11 protein-coding genes are annotated in these 18,809 nt (G+C 48.4%); 2 read left to right on the top strand and 9 right to left on the bottom strand.

All coding sequences use genetic code 11. The features are described from left to right. Nucleotides 1-47: 47 nt before the first annotated feature. The 4 genes from QN379_RS19405 to aceB all read right to left on the bottom strand — a co-directional run bounded on the left by QN379_RS19405 (nucleotide 48) and on the right by aceB (nucleotide 9,824). Nucleotides 48-5,996 carry an alpha-2-macroglobulin family protein gene (locus tag QN379_RS19405; RefSeq protein WP_323507340.1) on the bottom strand — a complete coding sequence of 1,983 codons (5,949 nt, stop codon included), beginning with the start codon at nucleotides 5,994-5,996 and terminating at the stop codon, nucleotides 48-50. 187 nt (nucleotides 5,997-6,183) lie between these two features. Then, nucleotides 6,184-7,419, bottom strand: coding sequence for an NO-inducible flavohemoprotein (gene hmpA, locus QN379_RS19410; protein WP_323507341.1), 1,236 nt, complete (start codon nucleotides 7,417-7,419; stop codon nucleotides 6,184-6,186). Between the two features lie 101 nt (nucleotides 7,420-7,520). Then, nucleotides 7,521-7,982 carry an Rrf2 family transcriptional regulator gene (locus QN379_RS19415; protein ID WP_322238060.1) on the bottom strand — a complete coding sequence of 154 codons (462 nt, stop codon included), beginning with the start codon at nucleotides 7,980-7,982 and terminating at the stop codon, nucleotides 7,521-7,523. A gap of 255 nt (nucleotides 7,983-8,237) precedes the next feature. Beyond that, nucleotides 8,238-9,824: a malate synthase A gene (aceB, locus tag QN379_RS19420; protein WP_322238059.1), complete on the bottom strand. Its 1,587-nt coding sequence runs from the start codon at nucleotides 9,822-9,824 to the stop codon at nucleotides 8,238-8,240. A 448-nt stretch (nucleotides 9,825-10,272) separates the two neighbouring features. On the opposite strand from aceB, the gene QN379_RS19425 reads away from it, so the two are divergent. Together QN379_RS19425 and QN379_RS19430 are read left to right on the top strand one after the other, a co-directional pair. Continuing rightward, nucleotides 10,273-11,178, top strand: coding sequence for a LysR family transcriptional regulator (locus QN379_RS19425; RefSeq protein ID WP_322238058.1), 906 nt, complete (start codon nucleotides 10,273-10,275; stop codon nucleotides 11,176-11,178). A 557-nt stretch (nucleotides 11,179-11,735) separates the two neighbouring features. Then, nucleotides 11,736-12,470, top strand: a complete 735-nt coding sequence (locus QN379_RS19430; RefSeq protein WP_322238057.1) for a TerC family protein — start codon at nucleotides 11,736-11,738, stop codon at nucleotides 12,468-12,470. 111 nt (nucleotides 12,471-12,581) lie between these two features. On the opposite strand, the gene QN379_RS19435 is transcribed toward QN379_RS19430, so the two are convergent. The 5 genes from QN379_RS19435 to QN379_RS19455 form a co-directional block, all read right to left on the bottom strand. Beyond that, on the bottom strand, nucleotides 12,582-13,304 hold the full coding sequence (locus tag QN379_RS19435; protein ID WP_322238056.1) for an ABC transporter ATP-binding protein: 723 nt from the start codon (nucleotides 13,302-13,304) through the stop codon (nucleotides 12,582-12,584). Nucleotide 13,305: 1 nt separating this feature from the next. After that, on the bottom strand, nucleotides 13,306-15,297 hold the full coding sequence (locus QN379_RS19440) for a branched-chain amino acid ABC transporter ATP-binding protein/permease (RefSeq protein WP_323507347.1): 1,992 nt from the start codon (nucleotides 15,295-15,297) through the stop codon (nucleotides 13,306-13,308). Nucleotides 15,298-15,299: 2 nt separating this feature from the next. After that, nucleotides 15,300-16,190: a branched-chain amino acid ABC transporter permease gene (locus QN379_RS19445; protein WP_322238055.1), complete on the bottom strand. Its 891-nt coding sequence runs from the start codon at nucleotides 16,188-16,190 to the stop codon at nucleotides 15,300-15,302. Nucleotides 16,191-16,355: 165 nt separating this feature from the next. Next, nucleotides 16,356-17,525 carry an ABC transporter substrate-binding protein gene (locus tag QN379_RS19450; RefSeq protein WP_322238054.1) on the bottom strand — a complete coding sequence of 390 codons (1,170 nt, stop codon included), beginning with the start codon at nucleotides 17,523-17,525 and terminating at the stop codon, nucleotides 16,356-16,358. A 692-nt stretch (nucleotides 17,526-18,217) separates the two neighbouring features. Beyond that, the gene (locus QN379_RS19455) at nucleotides 18,218-18,421 is read right to left on the bottom strand and encodes a cold-shock protein (protein ID WP_010398811.1); all 204 of its coding nucleotides are present in this window, start codon (nucleotides 18,419-18,421) and stop codon (nucleotides 18,218-18,220) included. Nucleotides 18,422-18,809 lie beyond the last annotated feature (388 nt).

The raw sequence follows: 18,809 nt of genomic DNA on the forward strand, positions 1-18,809 counted from the left end.
GACCAATCGGATGGGCAGCGCAATGACTAAGTCACGCACTAAGTCACTCACTTCACCGTCCATTTCGGATTAGGACTTTCACCAAACATTTCTGGCGCGTACATGGCTTCCACGCGTGTAGGCGGCAAATTAAATTCGCCCGGATTGTTGATGCGGAAGGTATAGGTCATTATGAATTTTCCTTTCGGCACGTATTCGTAGTAGCTACGAAATGCCTCAAAGCTGCGCTCTTCGTATGCCAGCCACGCACTGCCGCTTGGTCGTTCGCTGAGTGTGGAAATCGCCGAATCGCGTCCCAACCCGGAGCCCAGCAAAGTTCCACCGGCCGGGATCGGATCAGTGACGACGACCCACGTCATATCGGTCTGTGCGTCGACTTCCAGATTGATCTTATAAATATCGCCACGCGTGTATTTTCCTTTTTCTTTTTGCTCGATCGGAACGATATTTTTATTGATCCGATAACCGCTGGAGAATGGCTTCTTCAATACAACCGCTGCCAAACTTTGGACGTTGATCCACGGTGCACCACCACCAATGTGCGTTAGCTTAAGCGTCGCTGGCGTGGCCGAGCTGGCCCAAGGGATTTGCAACTTACCGCCTCCCGTTGCTAGCCAACTGAAATTTTGGCCGTTTGGCGGATTTGGATTTGCTGAGACGATTCCCGGCTCTAGCGCAACTTTGGTGATGCCTGATACTTTTTCGGATTCGAACTTCTGTGAAAATTTCTGTAGTGCCAAACTGCCCCAACTATTGGCGGTCGTCGTTGACCAATGTCCGCGTGACTGCCGTTGAATCGCGCCATTGATTAATTTTGACATACCGTCTTTCCAGGCCGGATCGTTGAGTACGGTCAATACCAAACGGTTTGCGTTGACGTCGCCACCGGTCATCAACCACCACCAATAATCACTGCTCTCGGTAGAAAATCCCATCCGCGTTCCCTGATAATTCAGTCTTGAACGGAGTATTTGGTCCGCTTCGGCAAGACGTTTAGCGCGCTCAGGAATACTCGTAACCCGCTGCAATATATTAATCCAGTCGAGTACCGCTGAAGTCGGCCAACGATTTGGCGACAACTGGATCGCCCCCAACATGGAGGGCCGTGCGCGGTCATAGCGCGATAGCGCCTCTAACGCGGCCAGTTTGCGGACATCGAGATCTTTTTGCGGCGACCAAAAGTCACTCGTAATTTTGCCCTCAACAAATGCGGTTAAACCGTCCAGCATTTTGTCGCGACTTGGCTGTGAGATGGCAAAGCCCGACTCTTGCGTGATCGCCAGTAAATAAGCCGTTAACGTATCACTTCCGCGCCGCGCATTGCTTTCAGTCGGTGGGTAGTAATAAGCCAGACCATCGCTGTCGAGATAGGTCGGTAAGCCATTGAGGACCTTTTGCCATAATGCGTTATCTTGCAAACCAATCGCTCGCGAAGCCTGTTGTTCGAGGCAAGAGAACGGATACTCGGTGAAGTAACGTCGTAGCCCCTCATTATTGCCCGCTAATGAAGGTGACAACACAACCGCCACGCCACCGCGCCCCGGCAACGCGTCAGCCGGTTGTGAGACTTGTAGCGAAAACGCTTTATCAAGCTGGAAGAAGGTTGCCTGTTGCACCGTCACCGGCACGGCTGGCACCACACGCTGAGTGAATTTGATACTGTCTTTCACTTTAGCGCCGCCCTGCTCTTGCGCGTTGATTTCCCACGTTAATTGTTTCACCCCTGACGGCACGGTCACTTGCCAAACCAACTCACGCGACTCGCCAGGTGGGATGCTCAACTCCTTCCATTGCAAGGTTGGCATTATAGGTAGAACAGCCTGAGCAGATCTGGTTGGTGCAGTTAGCGCGTTTGCCGAGGTCGGCAATAATACCGCCGCACCGCTAGCTTGTGCCGTGGCATTGACTTGCATGGCATGCGTGGTGGTATTGCGCACCGTCACCATTGCGCTAAAGTTATCGCCTTCGCGCACCAACGGTGGCAACCCGGAAATCAATTGCAGATCCTGCGTTGAGCGGATGCTGACCGATCCGGTGCCGAACAGGCTGTCGCCACTTTGCGCCACGGCGACTATCTTGAAACTGCTGAGCGCATCGTTTAGCGGCACATCAATCTGCGCCCGTCCGTTGGCATCCAGCAAAATAACCGGCTTCCATAACAACAACGTGTCGAACAGTTCACGCGTGGGCGATTTGCCACCGCCACCGCCGGCAGGAATCGCCTTGCGACCATAATGGCGCTTGCCGACGACCTGCATTTGCGCGGTCGAGGTTTCAACGCCATAACTGCGACGTTGCAGCATCGCCTGTAGCAAATCCCAGCTGCGATTCGGCTCAAGTTCCAGCAACGCCTCATCGACTGCGGCCACGGCGATTTCGGCACGGGCGGCTGGCTTACCATTTGGCAAATTGGCCTGAATTGTCACCTTGGCCACAGTACGGATTGCGTAGCTCGGTTGATCGGCCTTGACTGTCACCGCCAACTGATTCGCCGCCGTGCCGACCATGATTTCGGCAATGCCAAATTTGTAGGCTGGTTTTGCCAGATCGACGGTTGCACCAGGTGCTTGATATTCTTTGAACTCACTCCACCAGTTCAACGGTTCTTTCCAACCCCATGTAAAGAATGAATACCACGGAACATCACGCATGCGGCCACGTACTGCCAATACTGAAACAAAGACGTTCGGGCCATAACTGGCTTTCACCGGCAGGCTAAAAGTCGGATCTTGTCCGTTCAATTGCATGACCTGCGTGTCGATCACACCTTCACGCTCAATGGCGATTAACGCGGTGGCATAGCGAAACGGCATGCGCACTTGAAATTTGGCGGTTTCACCCGGCTGATAATGTTTTTTCTCTGGCAAAATATCGATGCGGTCCTGGTTTTCACCATCGAACCACAACTCACCCTGTTTGGTGACCCACACAGAACTGGTCGCCAGCGATGCCTTGCCGCTGCCATCCTTGCCTTCAGCCGTCAATTCGACATTTCCCGCCTCTGACAACTCAATGCTACACATCATCACACCACGCGCATCGGTTTTACCCGAACACAGCGCTCCCAGATCGGTCGAAGTATTGGTATTTTCATACGCATAAAAACCGCCTACCATGCGTTTGCGATGGGAGTTAGTTTGCTTGCTACGGCCACTGATTTCAATCGGTATGCCAACTTGCGGCTGACCGGCGGGATTAAGGGCGACCGCAGTCAGGGTTAATTTTTTCTTCACAGATATCCACTCGCCCGCTTTTAGACCGACGACAATTGCCGAAGGCCATACCGGGGCCACGCTCGATACGGTCTGTATTTCGCCATTCGGATCGGCGAAGGTCATCTCAGTCAATAATTCTTTCGGCGCAATAATGGCTGGCAGATCCTTTATTACCGCTTTGCCAGCGCCATTTTTATCCAACGTGACCGGCAATTTGTCGGCAACAATTTTTTGATCGTCTCCGTTAGCGTTGTCGCTGCTGCCGTCATTGGATTCGCTGGAAAGCGTTGAAAAGGAATAACCGTCGTAGGCAGAAAAGCTGATCGCTTTAGTGCGCAATAAACTGGTGATATGCACCGCTTGACCAGAAGCACCGCCGCCGTTGAGGTAATTTAATTGGACACCAAGCGGTACGTCGGTCGGCGCTATTAACGTTTTCGGGGGTGTAATGCGTCCTTGTAAGAGTGGCAGACGAAACTCTTCCACCCGGAAGCTGCCGGTACTGTAACTCCGCTGGCCTCGAGCGTTAGTGTCGTTAGTGTCGTTCGTATCGCTTTTCACCGTGCCGCTATCCAGAGTGACGTCATAACGTCCAAGCTTGGCTTCTTTTGGAATCGCGAATACGGTCTCGGCATTTTTTTGTCCGCGCCAGATCAACGGGAATTGAAACTCCTGACCACTACCTTGGTGGATAATCCGCACGCGTGTTGGCAATTGGTCTTTTGGTAGCAAACCGAAACCTTGCATGGTTTCGGTCCGGATGACATGCTTCATTGAGGCCGTTTCGCCTGCACGAAAAAGCGTCCGGTCAAATACCGTGTGGGCGCGTACCGTTGCCGATTTGTCGTTGTCCATCGGTAGATTGAAACGCCAGGATTCAATCCCGTTGTTCCATGAAGTTAAGGCAAAGGTCATATCGGCACGGCCTTTTTCATCGATTTTACGGGCGCTAACAAACAGGCCATCAATTTGTCCTGGCGCACTTTGCCGACCGCTACGACAACCATCTTCGGGAAATTCAGGCACCATGGCGATGCCTAGCTTGTTGGTTTTTCCACGCCAAAGTTCGGTACCACGACAATCGGCGATTCTGACATCGGCGTTCTCTACCGGTTTGGCGTTGTCCAAAGTAGTTACCCAGACTGCACCATTTTGACGTCCGATCTTGACGTGAACCGACAAATTGGTCACTAGCGCACTGGTGCGCACGTACATCGGAACGGCCTTGCCTAATAGTGCGGCTCCTAGCTTTTGTGATTCAAGTTCGATCACATAAAAACCCGGATCTTTGAGCGGAATACCAATAACTTCGAACGGCCTCACCCCATTTTTGGCATCTGGTGAATGTGGCAAGCTTAACGTTTTGGCTCCGGCTTGATTTGCCAGCAAGCCGATGCTACGCGTTTCCACCGATTTTTTGCCGATTGTAATAGTGGTTTCGTGGTATCGATTGAGCTTGGTGAGCCATGCAATAACACTCTGATCATCGGTGACTTTGAGGTTGCTGACGTTGCCGGGATTCACTTTTCCATCCGCACTGCGGGCAAGCATGTTGGTCTCAACGCTGCGTAATGTGACCGGCAGTGTGGCATCGGCGTTCAGTTCAATAATGCCGAATGGTGCCGAGGGGAATTTTGCCAGCGGTGGGTAATCGGCCATGCGGACTTTCATCGGAAACGAATTGGCGTTTGTTAATGGGCGACCACTTTCGTCGTGGAATCCGCTTGGTAATACGATGGTTAGTTCCGATCTTTCGGCAAAAGGCGGTTTAAATGTGAGTTGCCAGACGGTGTCGTCGGTATTGTTTTTTTCAAAAAAAGGTTTCAATTTGCCATTGCTGCCATTCAGCGTTACGGCTTCCGCCAGTGCACGTGTGACGGGCGAAGTGAATAAAATACGCAGTGGCAAAATCGGTGCACAAGCTGCATTGGCATTCTCGCGCTCGCAGCTGACACTGGCCGTGAAGCTTGGGCGGACTTTGAATTTGAACACTTGCGGCTGCGTGGTGGCGATGCCTGATGGCGTAACCACACCCTTGTCCCACGTAAGTCGAACCGCGCTGTCGTTCGGCAAGCGCTGCTGGCATTGCACGGTACTAACGACTTCCGGATTAATTTTTTCTGCAAACTGATCCAGTAATACCTTGCGAGATGCCCCGGTAATCAACTTAACCGGAATCCGCTCATGCACGCCTTCGGCTTCGCAATAGACATGTTTAAGGAGACTATCGCTGGTGGCGACACCATTTTGCACGAGAATGAAAACTTGTTCCTCGTCGATGGAGTCGCCTCTGGGCATTACATTGATAACAGCGGGGCCACCGGTATTGAACTGAAATATTTTTTTACCGGTTATTACAGCACCGGATAACAATGTGAAGTCAGATTTCAGAGCAAAAGAACAGCGCGTGCCCGGTGGCACATCGCGCTCAAAATCATAAATCCAGTTTTTGTCATCGGCCCAACGTCCGCTACCGGCCTCTTTACATTGAATATCAAACGGCATCGGTGCTTTTGGATCACCGAACTTCACCGCGGCCTCAGAAAATTTGACCCGCACCTGACGCACGTGGGTGATTTCTCCTTCTGGTGAAAAACTATCGATTTTAGGTCTCGGCGCGGCTTGCACTGTTTGAGCAAATATTAACGATACGGCTATCAATATTGGCAGCGGTGTAGTCCGCAATATTGACAAAGTCTGGCGCAATGTTGTGGTGATCACCATTGCAACGGGACTGCTAAAGGCTACACCCAAAAATCTGAAGACAAAAAAAAGCAGCATTAGAAATATCCTAACGCTACTTCTCTCTTCTTTTGGTTGTCTCACTTGTTGCATAGATATCCTCTGATTGGGCAAATATGAAATCTCAGATTGCGAGGATACTGCATTTTTGCACTTTTATAGTTTCCTTTATGCAACCAATAAATTGTTACAACAGTGTCCACCAATTAATATGCTGCCTATACCTTTATTGCAAATTCTCTAGTAAAGCCGGGCCAAAAATCTCCTGCCGAATTTGATTGGCCGCAATTCCTCTGTCGAGCAGAGCCTGCCGCTGGATGCGCATAAAGACGCTTGGACCACACAAATAGTAATCTCCATTTTTTGGTAATAGCGACGAGTCCAACTTGTCCAGTTCCAAATAGCCGGACTGGTCAAAATCATTGGCTGCCCGATCTTCGGCGGTTGGTGTCGCGTACGCAAAATGGGTAGTCAATATGGCTGCCTGTTCTGGCAATTTCTGAAATGCGCTTAATGCTGCCAATTCAGCCTTCAGTGGATGATGATGCCCATCCAGGGTCGCATATAAAAAATGCACATGGCGCGCCGGAGTTTGCTGAAGACTGCCATGCAACATACTCATCATTGGCGTGATGCCGACACCTGCACTAATCAATACCAACGGTGTCCGAATATTTTTGTCCATAACAAAGTCACCGCAAGGTGGACTGACCCACAATTTATCGCCAACATTAGCTTCGGCATGCAGCAGATTGGATACCATTCCGGCGGGATTGCCTTGCTCGTCCTTGTCTTCGCGTTTAACACTGATACGCCAGTACGGTTGATCTGGTGCGCCTGACAAACTGTATTGCCGCAACTGCCTTAAGTTTAACGCAACAACGTTTCTTGCAATGCTGATGTACTGGCCTGGTTGAAAGGCTGGCAAGGGTAATCCATCTACCGACTCCAAATAAAAAGAGGTGACCGTTTGACTTTCTTTTTTCTTGTGAGTGACGACCATCTCACGTAGTTGACCTGGTTCAATCTGGTGCGACGCATACAACTTCTTTTCTTCGCCAATAAACGCGCTAGCTAACGCATCATAAGCCTCGGCCCACGCCGCAATCAATTCTGGGGTTGCCGCCTTACCGAGTACTTCGCCGATAGCCGCGAGTAAATGATGGCCAACGATAGGATAATGCTCCGCGCGGATACCAAGGCTGACATGTTTTTGCACGATTCGACTGATGACCGGGGTAAGCGCATCAGCATTATCAATGTTGGCGGCATAAGCAAATAATGCGCTTGCTAACGCTTGCTGTTGGCTGCCATTTTTCTGATTCGCCATATTGAAAATATTCTTTAGTTCAGGATGCGCCTCAAACAAACGAGCATAAAAACAGGTAGAAATAGCAACGCCATACTCCCGCAAAACGGGAACGGAGGCATCAATGTAAGGACGGGCATTAGCAGAAATCATAAATACTCCTATTGTTACATTTAAAATACTACAATATGAAGAAAAAAAAGGCGTTGCATAAATAACAAAATCCCACTGCTATTTGCAGCGTGACGACTATCTTACTGCGCCATTGAGGGCTGAAAATGCATGCGCGCAATGATGCCAGCAGTTTGTGGCCCAGCGGTTTCCGGTTGCACCAACTCAGCTAGGCTATAGCGATTCATGTCGGCATAAAACGCGCGTTGCCCATTATCAAGAACCCGTTTCAAATAACAATTTCCTTTTAAAATACACAAAGGCTGCTCACAATCGACAAGTTGTGTATGCCCCTCCATCACACTCAAAATATCGCCTAAATGTAATGTTTGCGGGGCTTGCGCCATTCGAATACCACCATTACGTCCGGGCGTAGCGATTATCCAGTCTTGTTTAACCATCTTATTCACCACTTTATTCAAGTGATTCTTTGGAATGTCAAAACGATGCGCCAGTTCACCCACAGTTACAAGATCCTGCTCGGGTATTGAGGCCAGATACATCAGAATACGTAGTCCAAAGTCGGTAAATTTAGTAAGTTGCATAGGACGGAAACGTTGGGTGTGGCAGTTAAAAAATAGTCGATAAAGGCATCATACGTAAGATACATTTTAAATGCAACAATAAGAACGTAAATACGCTTCCTTAATCAATTTTCATGTCATTCATTTTTCTGAAATGTTTAAATTTAAATTTTGAAATTTTATTAATCACGATTAAGAAAATACAAACGCCAATAAAAAAAACCGATCCTAAGATCGGCTTTTTAACGTTGAATCGACCCAAAGGCCGATGTCACATTAGATTTCTTCGTATAGCGGCAATGTCAGGAACTCGGCGAAAGAAGACGAGGTCGACATTTCTTCAAAGATTTTAGCAGCGCGGTCATATGTTGGACCATTACCGACCAGTTCTTTGACCTTGGCCAACTCTTCCGGAATCATCGCAACGACCATCTCGGCGGTGACTTTCTTGCCATTGTCGAGGACGCCTTTGGTGGAACGAATCCATTGCCAGACTTGCGCACGGCTGATTTCTGCTGTCGCGGCATCTTCCATCAGGTTATGAATCGGCACGCAACCATTGCCAGACAACCAGGCACCGAGGTAATGGATACCAACGTTGATGTTGTACCGCAGACCCGCTTCAGTGATTGGCGCTTCTGGTTTAAAGTCTAGCAATTCAGCCGCAGTAACATTGACGTCATCGCGTTGCTTGCTGATTTGATTTGGCTTGTCGCCCAGGACTTTTTTGAACTCGGCCATCGACAGCTCGACCAGACCTGGATGGGCAACCCAACCACCGTCATAGCCGTCAGTGGCATCGCGTGCCTTGTCAGTGCGCACACCGCCCATGGCGATGTCGTTCTTCTCTGGATCGTTCTTGATCGGGATCAATGCGGCCATGCCGCCAATTGCTGGCGCATTGCGCTTGTGGCAAGTTTTCAACAATAGCAACGCGTAAGAGCGCATGAACGGTGCTGTCATGGTGACTTTGGCGCGATCAGCCAGACAGAAATCTTTGTCTAGCTTGAATTTCTTGATGCACGAGAAAATGTAATCCCAACGGCCAGCATTGAGACCAGCACTGTGTTCACGCAGTTCATACAAGATTTCATCCATTTCGAACGCGGCCAGAATGGTCTCGATCAATACGGTGGCCTTGATCGTGCCTTGTGGCAAACCAAGTTCGTTTTGAGTCATGACGAAAATGTCATTCCACAGACGCGCTTCAATGTGCGATTCCAGCTTTGGCAAATAGAAATACGGGCCAGCGCCGCGTGCCAATTGTTCTTTGGCATTGTGAAACATGAAAAGAGCGAAATCAAAAATACCGCCTGAGACACGTTTGCCATCGACCAATACGTGTTTTTCATCCAGATGCCAACCGCGCGGACGCACAACCAACGTCGCTACTTTGTCGTTGAGTTTGTATGATTTGCCGTTCTGTTCGAGCGAGATTGTCTTACGAATCGCATCCCGCAGATTGATCTGGCCGGTGATCTGGTTATCCCAGACTGGCGAGTTCGAATCTTCGAAGTCGGTCATGTAGCTGTCAGCGCCAGAGTTGAAAGCATTGATGACCATTTTGCGTTCAACTGGACCAGTAATTTCTACGCGACGGCATTCCAGCGCTTGTGGAATCGGTGCGATCTTCCAGTCGCCATTACGGATATGCGCAGTATCGGCCAGAAAATCTGGGCGCTCACCAGCGTCAAGACGCTTTGCGCGCTCAACGCGAACCGCCAACAATTCCTGGCGACGCGATTCGAAGGCGCGGCTTAGTTTTGCAACCAGCGCCAATGCGTCTGGCGTCAAAATTTCTTCATATCCAGCTTGAATTGCGCCGTTAATTTCTAATCCTGCTGGTAGTGTCAGTTGTGTCATACATCGCTCCTGTTTTTGAAATTTGATTCGGTATTTAATTCGGTGTTTCAAATCGCTTTTTACGTTTTTGCTTCTCTTAAGCAGACTTACGCCAAATGTCTCTGCGAGGCATAACGATAAAGTGAATATAAAGCCGGTAGGTATGAATCCGCTTTAAGGTTTTGCGTAAATCCTCGTTAATATGCTGCGCGAATCCCGTATTGTGCGCTGCTACATTCGCTATTGCACCATGTTGAGTATTCAAAAGTAGGAATAGCATTCTAACGATTTTACGTTATAGAGTATATTTAAACTAAATCATCATAGGTGGAATCATTTATCATATGATCTATGCGTTTTAGTCACAAGTGGCCAAAACTTGTAAGGATCCAGACAAAATCATTTGCGTGCAATTTCGTAAAGACAGTGGCAAGTGTAAGTCCGCGACAAAAAGAAAGAGAATCACGCGATGGACCAATTCAAGCAAATTTCGACTTTTGTAGAGATTGCTGCCAAAGGCAGTTTGTCCGCAGCGGCGCGCGCTGAAGGAATAGCGCCAGCCATGATTGGACGCCGTCTGGATGCCTTGGAAGAACGCCTTGGCGTCAAATTACTCCAGCGCACCACGCGCAAGATTGCGCTTACCAACGAAGGCGAGGCTTTTTTGGAGGACTGCCAGCGGATTCTTTCCGATCTGGAAGATGCGGAATCCGCAGTCTCTGAACGCAGCGCACACGCGAGCGGTCATTTGCTGATTTCTGCACCTGCGGGCTTTGGTCGTCAGCACGTGGCGCCGTTGATGCCTTCGTTTTTAACCGAGCATCGCGATGTAACGCTCACCCTCAATCTGAATGATCGCGTGGTGGATCTGATTGGCGAAGGCGTCGATGTCGCCATACGCATTGCTTCGCTATCCGACTCAACCCTGATCGGCACTAAATTAGCCGATAACAAGCGCGTCGTCGTGGCATCCCCCGCTTACATCAAACGCCATGGCAAACCGCAATCATTGGACGACCTGGCGAAACATAATTGTCTTGCCATGAGTGGCGACGGTAGTCAGCGCGGCTGGGTTTTTCGCCAAAATGGTAAAGTCGTGACGATGAAGGTAGCAGGCAATTTATTTTGTAACGACGGTCAGGTATTGCACGACTGGGCGATCAGCGGGAAAGGACTGGCATGGCGTTCAATGTGGGAAGTTGGCACCGAGATAGAATCAGGCCAACTTGTTACAGTAATGGACGAATTTGCTGCGCCCGGCAATGACATTTATGCAGTATTCGCACAACGACGACATTTACCCTTGCGAATACGCGCCTTCGTAGATTTTTTGCGGCATGCGTACGCGCAAGCAGATTATTGGCGTAAGGGCTGAGATGTGCATATTGAGAAGATAACATTTTATCGATATTTCGCTCTAACAACACCTCACAAAACCATCCCAGCAAAGGCGTTTGCATATCTCTCAAGTAAGACAGGACTTACGCAAAACCGTCCCAGCAAGGCGTGCCGACGCAGACAGCACGCGAGTGCGGCAAGGAAAGCACAATGCAGCTGGGGCGATTTTGCGTAAGTCCTATCATTATTTCGTGGATTTAATTGTTAATGTAGTACACTGCGGTCAGCGGAGTCACATTTGGTTCCGCCCTCCAAAGGGGAGTAGCTCTCAAGCGTCAACGTCAAGATCATATCTGCGACGTCAACGCTTTACACGGTAGTCGTCATCACGGAACAAGCACAACGCTTGCACCCGGTTACCATGGCAGATTGATCTGATCTGTTGAGCAAGACCTTTGTCAGCATGGAATCCATGCAGGCATTGTGTCGTGTGTTCTCCTCACCAATCCTGTCATCCTCCATTCTGTTCGAGATTAGAGTCGAAATTACTATTATTTACGGCTTTCACCTTACATTTATGTCGACGGAGATTTTATGGATTTTTCAAGTTTATTAGCAACCTTGGGTATGGCCGATTGGGATATGGCCAAATTTTTTACGGCGCTCTTATCGATCGTCGTCATTGATCTGGTTCTTGCGGGTGATAACGCTATTGTGATCGCGATGGCCGCTCGTAATCTACCCGATCATTTACGCAAAAAAGCCATTATCTGGGGAACCTTAGGCGCTGTCATTACGCGCGTATTAATGACTATTGCGGTCGTATGGCTGTTGAAAATTCCGGGCTTGCTGTTACTCGGTGGCGCTGCGCTGCTGTGGATTGCTTATCGCTTACTAAGCGATTCAAGTGCTCACAATATTGACGGAAGTAAAATCAATAGTATGGCTGTGGCGCTGAAAACCATCATTATTGCCGATACTGTCATGGGAATCGATAATGTTCTCGCAGTGGCTGGGGCTGCGCACGGGAGTATTTTTCTGGTCATCGTCGGCTTGCTGATTTCGGTACCGATTATGGTGTGGGGATCGACATTGGCATTAAAACTGATTGAGAAGTTTCCCGTTACGATCTACGTCGGTGCAGCGATTTTGGTCTACACCGCAATACATATGATTATCACTGAACCGTTGATTGCAGACTTCTGGAATAGCGTACCTTGGCTTACTTATATCGCCTATATCGTTGGAATGGCGGTGGTATTAGGTGGCGGATGGATGGCATCCAAAAACAGCAAATCTGTCCATACGGGACCAGCAAATAATGGTTAAAACTAATAGTTAGGGTTCTGGATAACAAAACGCCCCGCCCCTCAGGTTTGAGGTCGCGGGGCATTTTTTTAGTTAAATAGATGATATCCGACTACATTAGAACAACAAGCGCTAGTGACCACCGCCTAGATAAGCAGCCTGCACCGCTGGATCATTTCGCAGCTTTTCAGCCGGTCCGTGCACGGAAATACGACCATTTTCCAACACATAACCATAGTCCGCAACGTTCAAAGCAGCAGCAGCAAATTGCTCAACCAGCAGCATCGTGATCCCCTGCTCTTTTAGACGCATGATGATGCGGAACACTTCCTCCACCAAAATCGGGGCAAGCCCCATCGATGGCTCATCCAGCAAAATGACTTCTGGATTGAGCATCACCGCGCGCGCCATCGCCAACATCTGTTGCTCACCACCGGACAAAGTCCCAGCCAGCTGCGTTTGCCTCTCTTTCAAGCGAGGAAAAAGCTCCAACGCCTTCTCAAGATCGTGCGCTATATCGCCGCGCGGGCGCGCTTTGGTGAAACGTGGAAACGCGCCTAACAACAAATTGTCTGTCACGCTCATCGTCGCAAACACTCGCCGTCCCTCAGGCGAATGGGCTAGTCCGGCACGGGCAATTTTATGCGAGTCAAGTCCGGTAACATCCTTGCCACCCAACGTAATGGTACCCATACGCGGCTTGAGCATGCCCGAAATGGCACGCATCGTAGTCGTTTTGCCAGCACCATTGGAGCCGACCAACGTCACTACTTTTCCCTTGGGTACCTCTAAAGAAATACCATGCAAAACTTCAACTTTGCCGTAAGCGGCGTGTAGATTAGAAATTGATAGCATTTCAAGCCCCCGCTTCGCTGGATGTTAATGGTGTGGATGTGGTCGGCGCATGAGCGACTTCTTCATCGCTAACATTACCTCCAAGGTATGCTTCGATCACCGCAGGATCAGCTTGCACAGCGGCAGGTTTGCCTTCGGCTATTTTCTGTCCGAAATCGAGCACTGTGACAGTATCTGAAATAGTCATCACGACATCCATATGATGTTCGATCAGGATGATGGTGATGCCATGGTCACGAATCTTATGAATGATCGCAATCAATTCCACGATATCCGGTGCTGTCAGTCCTGCAGCAGGTTCATCCAACAGCAACAGTTCTGGATTTAAGCCCAATGCGCGCCCAATCTCCAGCAAACGCTGTTTGCCATAAGGAAGATTGCGCGCCTCTTCACCAGCCAAATCGGAAAGACCCACAAACTGCAAAATACTGGCAGCCCGCACCCGAGCAGCTTGTTCTTCTTCCCGATAACGACGAGTGTTAAGCATAACGTCCAAAACATTACTACGAAACGTATGATGCAAGCCAACCAAAACGTTTTCTGTCGCGGTCATTTCACCGAACAACTGCACATTTTGAAATGTGCGTGCAACCCCGCCCAACGCGATGGCGGAGGGCGTTGTACCAGAGATCACGCGACCATTAAACTCAACCACGCCAGCAGTCGGTTTATAGATGCCGGTCAACACGTTCATCATGGTACTTTTGCCTGAACCGTTAGGTCCGATCAATCCATGCACCGAACCTTTCACAATATTCAAATCAACCTGATTCAACGCTTTCAAACCACCAAATTGCATCAAAAGTTGTTTGGCACTGAGTAAATTAGTGCCAATTTCAACGTTGCCGGCGCTACCCGCCCAGACATTATCTGCGACTGTCGTCACGGGAAGAGGCTTGCGGGCCGCAATACCTTTTTTAGCAAACACACCTCGCACAAATCCGACGATCCCATCTTGCAGGTAATACACGACGAACAACGTCATTAAACCAAATACCGTCAAACGCCAGTCGGTAATATTTTCCAGTCGGTAGGCAAAAATAGCCAGGCCAACAGTGGCTAAAACCGGAACAGCGAGTTCGCGTGGCGTTTTACGTTTTTTGAATAATAAGTACGCTCCGGAACCCACGCCGGCTACGGCGATGACAGTTGCAATATCTCGAAACAGGTTAATGTCGGATAACAAACTCGGTAGCATCACCACAATCAACGCGCCGATTAACGATCCGATACGGCTCTTGCGACCTCCCATAATGACAGCAAGCAAGAACAGAATCGTCAGCTCGAAGTTATAAGTGTTCGGTGAAATATACTCTTCCGAATACGCATACAAGCTACCGGCCAGACCTGCTAACGCAGCGCTAATAACAAACGCATAGACTTTATAACGATACACCGACACACCCATACAATCGGAGGCAATCGGACTATCGCGCAAAGCTTCAAAAGCCCTGCCCAAATGCGACTTCAGAATACGGTGCACTACCAGAAGCGACAACACCATTAGTACAGCGACCAGATAAAAGTATTCAACTTCATCCAGCTTGTAACCCCAGAACGAAGGTTTGCTAAGCTTGATACCCATTGGGCCATCGGTCAGAAATGACATTTCATTGATCAATATACCGGTGATGGTACCGAACGCGAGCGTCACCATTGCCAAATAAGGACCGGTAACCCGCAGCGCTGGCAAGGCCATAATGGCGCCAAATAATGCCGTCACTACCAGACTGGCCGGTGCAGCAAGCAAGAACGGCCAACCTAATTTAAATACCAAAACACCGGTTGTATATGAGCCGATACCAAATAATCCGGCATGACCCAGCGACACTTGACCGGTGTACCCGACGACGATATCGAGGCCGAATAATAAAATGGCATAAATCAGGATGGTTTCGGCCAGATGAATGTAATACGGATTATGAAATATCAGCGGAAAAACGCCCAATGCCACAATCCCTAGCAAACTTAATGCAAATATTTTTTTGCTCATCATTACACCTTCTTGATGGCAGTTTTACCAAACAAACCGGCAGGTTTAACGGCTAAGACCAGCAGGAGTAAAACTAGTCCTGGCACTTCCTTATATCCAGTCGAGACATAAAAACCAGTCAACGTTTCGGCGATCCCCAGAATTAATCCGCCAACCACCGCGCCCATACCAGAGGTCAAACCACCAATAATGGCAACTGCAAATGCTTTCAAACCCAAGGCTGCACCCATTGTTGCGCCGGTTAAGGTCAGCGGTGCCACCAGTACGCCAGCAAAAGCGGCAGTCGCGGACGATAATGCGTAGGAGAACGTAATCACCATGCTGGTGTTAATGCCCATCAGTCCCGCTGCGTCACGATCATTGGCGGTCGCAACAACTGCTTTGCCATAAATAGATTTACGATTGAATAGCTCGACCGCTAGCATCATGCCGAGAGCACCCAGCACTACAACAACTTGCATCGGCTGCACACTGGCACCAAATACCTGAAAAGGCGTTGCCGATAGCGGTGATGGGAATGTCAGGTCATCTTTGCCCCAGATATTTTCAGCGACGTTTCTGAAGATGATCGCGAGCGCGATGGTCGACATGATCCAGCCAAACTCCGACTTAATTTTGATCGCCGGGCGTACGCCTATCCACTCGACCACAACGCCTTGTAAGGCGCCGAACATAATCACTACCGGAATCATTAGCCAGTAATTTAAAAAAGGACCGCCGTGAATATTACCAACCAGACTCAAGCCGACCAGCGCACCTAGCATCAGTGCTTCGCCCTGTCCAAAATTGAGCGTGCCGGAAGTTGCGAAAGTAAGTTGATAGCCGAAAGCAATCACCGCGTAGATCATACCCAACGCGACACCGCTAAAAACCAGCTGGAGAAAGATTTCCATGTTGTTTTACCCAAAAGACGAAAAAATACGAAAAAATACGATCTCAAATTACCTTAGTACGGCAGCTATAAGGCAATAAAAAAAGCCAGCCCCCGGTTCCCAAGGACTGGCATGATCGTCAATATCCGTTCATACAGCAAAGCCAATAAACGGTTCTTGATAGCGTTACTTTGCTAGAACGACACGGCCATCCTTAACTACACCAATCGTAACCATAGTAGGCTTAATAGCCTCGTGATCATCGTGGCTGTATGGTTTATTGTAAGTGGTGATAACGCCTTCTACAGGGGCCTTTAGATTTTCCAACGCCTCCCGAACTTTCGCGCCGTCGGTGGAGCCGGCCTGTTTGATCGCCGCAGCGAGCAAGTAGATCGAGTCGTAACCTTGGGCAGCCGAAACAGCAGACGGCATCCGCTCTACTTTATAGGCCTTTTGATAGGCCTGGATAAAGTTTTTACGCATCGGCGTATTACCATCCTGAATAAAAGTTTGGGGCATACGCGCACCATCGCCGTTCTTACCTGCATTGTCGATAAAATTACCCATCGACAAAGGCCAGCTACCGATAATCGGTACTTTCCAGTTAATCTTTTCCATGCCGTTTGCGATTTGGGCCAACTCAGGTCCAATACCGTAAGTCAATATTACTTGCGCGCCGCCCTGCTTGGCCTTCAGCAATTGTGCGGTCATATCGACATCTTTGAGATTGTACTTTTCTACGGCAACCGGCTTGATGCCGTTTGCCAAAAGTGCCTTTTCCAAATCTTCCCGACCAAGTTGACCATAATTAGTGGAGTCAGCCAGAATCGCTACCTTGGTGTATTTTTGACGTCCAACAGCTTCGTCGACAATCATTTTTGATTGAATGGTGTCGTTTGCAGAAGTACGGAAAATATAGTTGTCCTTGTTTTCCGGACCAACAAATTGTTTAGTAATAATGCTGCCAGTCGCAACACTATTCATCACCGGAATTTTTGCTTCCTGATAAAAGCGTTGCGATGCAAGGGCTACACCGGTATTTGCAAAACCAACCGTGGCGACGACCTTTTCTTTGTTGATCAATTCTTGCGCTACCTGGACACCGCGCTCATTTTTAGCTTCATCATCGCGTTCAACCAATTGTAATTGACGTCCCAAAAGACCGCCCTTTGCATTGATGTCTGCAACCGCCAACTTAACGCCGTCACGCATGGAGACGCCCATCGGTGCGGAACCACCGGTAAATGGCCCTGTGACGCCTATCTTGATTGGCTCTGCTGCGACAGCCGAGGTAACACCGGCAATCGACCAAGTTAGTAAAGCAGCGGCAACGAATACGTTAGTTTTATATGACATGGTCTCTTCCTCTTTCCTGTTATTTATTATGTTCATCCTGCGTGCCTGACTTTTAACTGCTGTCCTCGGCATGACGGGAGCTCATTAGCTAGCTACACATCAACTCGCAGGATACTGCAATTGCCTACAATTTTGAGGCATTTCCCCGAGCGATTTTGTCACCATCTGCGTTTTAGTTTTTGATCTAAAAAATATCAGACAACGCAGCATTTCAGTCCACCCTTACAAGTTCCTGACAATATGATGTTTTTTAAAAAACAGTACGTACTATCCGCACAAACAAGGCTGTCACCCCCAAACCTTTTCATCAATGAGGTGAAAAATTTTAATGTCCGACGATTTCGAATCGATTTCACTATTTTTTAGTAGTGCAGATACAACGCTTATTGCGCGACTTTTTCTACCTATTAAAACCAAAACAGCATAACCAATGTCGCCGTTTTTACATCAAAAAGGTCGTTAATATTCTGCCATCCAATTAGGATGGCTGAAATAAGGATGGGAAAGGGAAATACTTCCCGGATTTCAAACGACTGCGCCGTTAAGGCATTGGATAGCTAAGATGAGAACATAACAATATAGCAACGTGCAATTTGGGAAATGGAAGACAGATCAGGACAAAGAATACGAAAAGCTAGACGAAAAAAATCCCCAGCGCACCGGGGATTTTTAGAAATTACTTGATTCAGCTATTAGATAGGCTGAATGTTCGAAGCTTGCTTACCCTTAGGGCCAGCAGTAACTTCGAAAGAAACACGTTGGTTTTCTTGCAACGACTTGAAGCCGTTAGATTGGATTGCGGAGAAATGCGCGAACAGATCTTCACCGCCTTCATCAGGAGTAATAAAACCAAAACCTTTTGAATCATTGAACCATTTAACAATACCAGTTGCCATTACATTTCCTATTTCAGTTAAGTTGGGCTTGCGCCCGTTAGATCGTTTAAAGCAAGAAAGGAATGACAGACCAATACTGCACCACTAGCTCGAATCCTAAACGATTCCGTATTATACCGGAAAATTATCGAATGACACTAAAAATATATAAGAATTACTCGATTAATTATGCTTAGGATACGAGCTAAAGAGTTTCCTGTAATTCAGTCAACCTTCTTGCTCTGTTATCTTTATAACTGATAAACATAACAAATGGCAATTATTATCTTTCAAAATATAGCAAAAAAATCATTTACCCCCTACTTTTTCGATACTTTTCAGGCGAACTAATTTCTTTTTCTCCTACATTTTTTTAATAGAAGCATACGGATAATGCACTTTTTCTAAG

It is taken from the genome of Glaciimonas sp. Gout2, assembly GCF_035018905.1.
Lineage (GTDB): Bacteria > Pseudomonadota > Gammaproteobacteria > Burkholderiales > Burkholderiaceae_D > Glaciimonas.

Coding starts and splice junctions, on each gene's coding strand:
- QN379_RS19405 (WP_323507340.1), bottom strand. CDS start 5,996: ATGCTGCTTTTTTTTGTCTTCAGATTTTTGGGTGTAGCCTTTAGCAGT.
- hmpA (WP_323507341.1), bottom strand. CDS start 7,419: ATGATTTCTGCTAATGCCCGTCCTTACATTGATGCCTCCGTTCCCGTT.
- QN379_RS19415 (WP_322238060.1), bottom strand. CDS start 7,982: ATGCAACTTACTAAATTTACCGACTTTGGACTACGTATTCTGATGTAT.
- aceB (WP_322238059.1), bottom strand. CDS start 9,824: ATGACACAACTGACACTACCAGCAGGATTAGAAATTAACGGCGCAATT.
- QN379_RS19425 (WP_322238058.1), top strand. CDS start 10,273: ATGGACCAATTCAAGCAAATTTCGACTTTTGTAGAGATTGCTGCCAAA.
- QN379_RS19430 (WP_322238057.1), top strand. CDS start 11,736: ATGGATTTTTCAAGTTTATTAGCAACCTTGGGTATGGCCGATTGGGAT.
- QN379_RS19435 (WP_322238056.1), bottom strand. CDS start 13,304: ATGCTATCAATTTCTAATCTACACGCCGCTTACGGCAAAGTTGAAGTT.
- QN379_RS19440 (WP_323507347.1), bottom strand. CDS start 15,297: ATGAGCAAAAAAATATTTGCATTAAGTTTGCTAGGGATTGTGGCATTG.
- QN379_RS19445 (WP_322238055.1), bottom strand. CDS start 16,190: ATGGAAATCTTTCTCCAGCTGGTTTTTAGCGGTGTCGCGTTGGGTATG.
- QN379_RS19450 (WP_322238054.1), bottom strand. CDS start 17,525: ATGTCATATAAAACTAACGTATTCGTTGCCGCTGCTTTACTAACTTGG.
- QN379_RS19455 (WP_010398811.1), bottom strand. CDS start 18,421: ATGGCAACTGGTATTGTTAAATGGTTCAATGATTCAAAAGGTTTTGGT.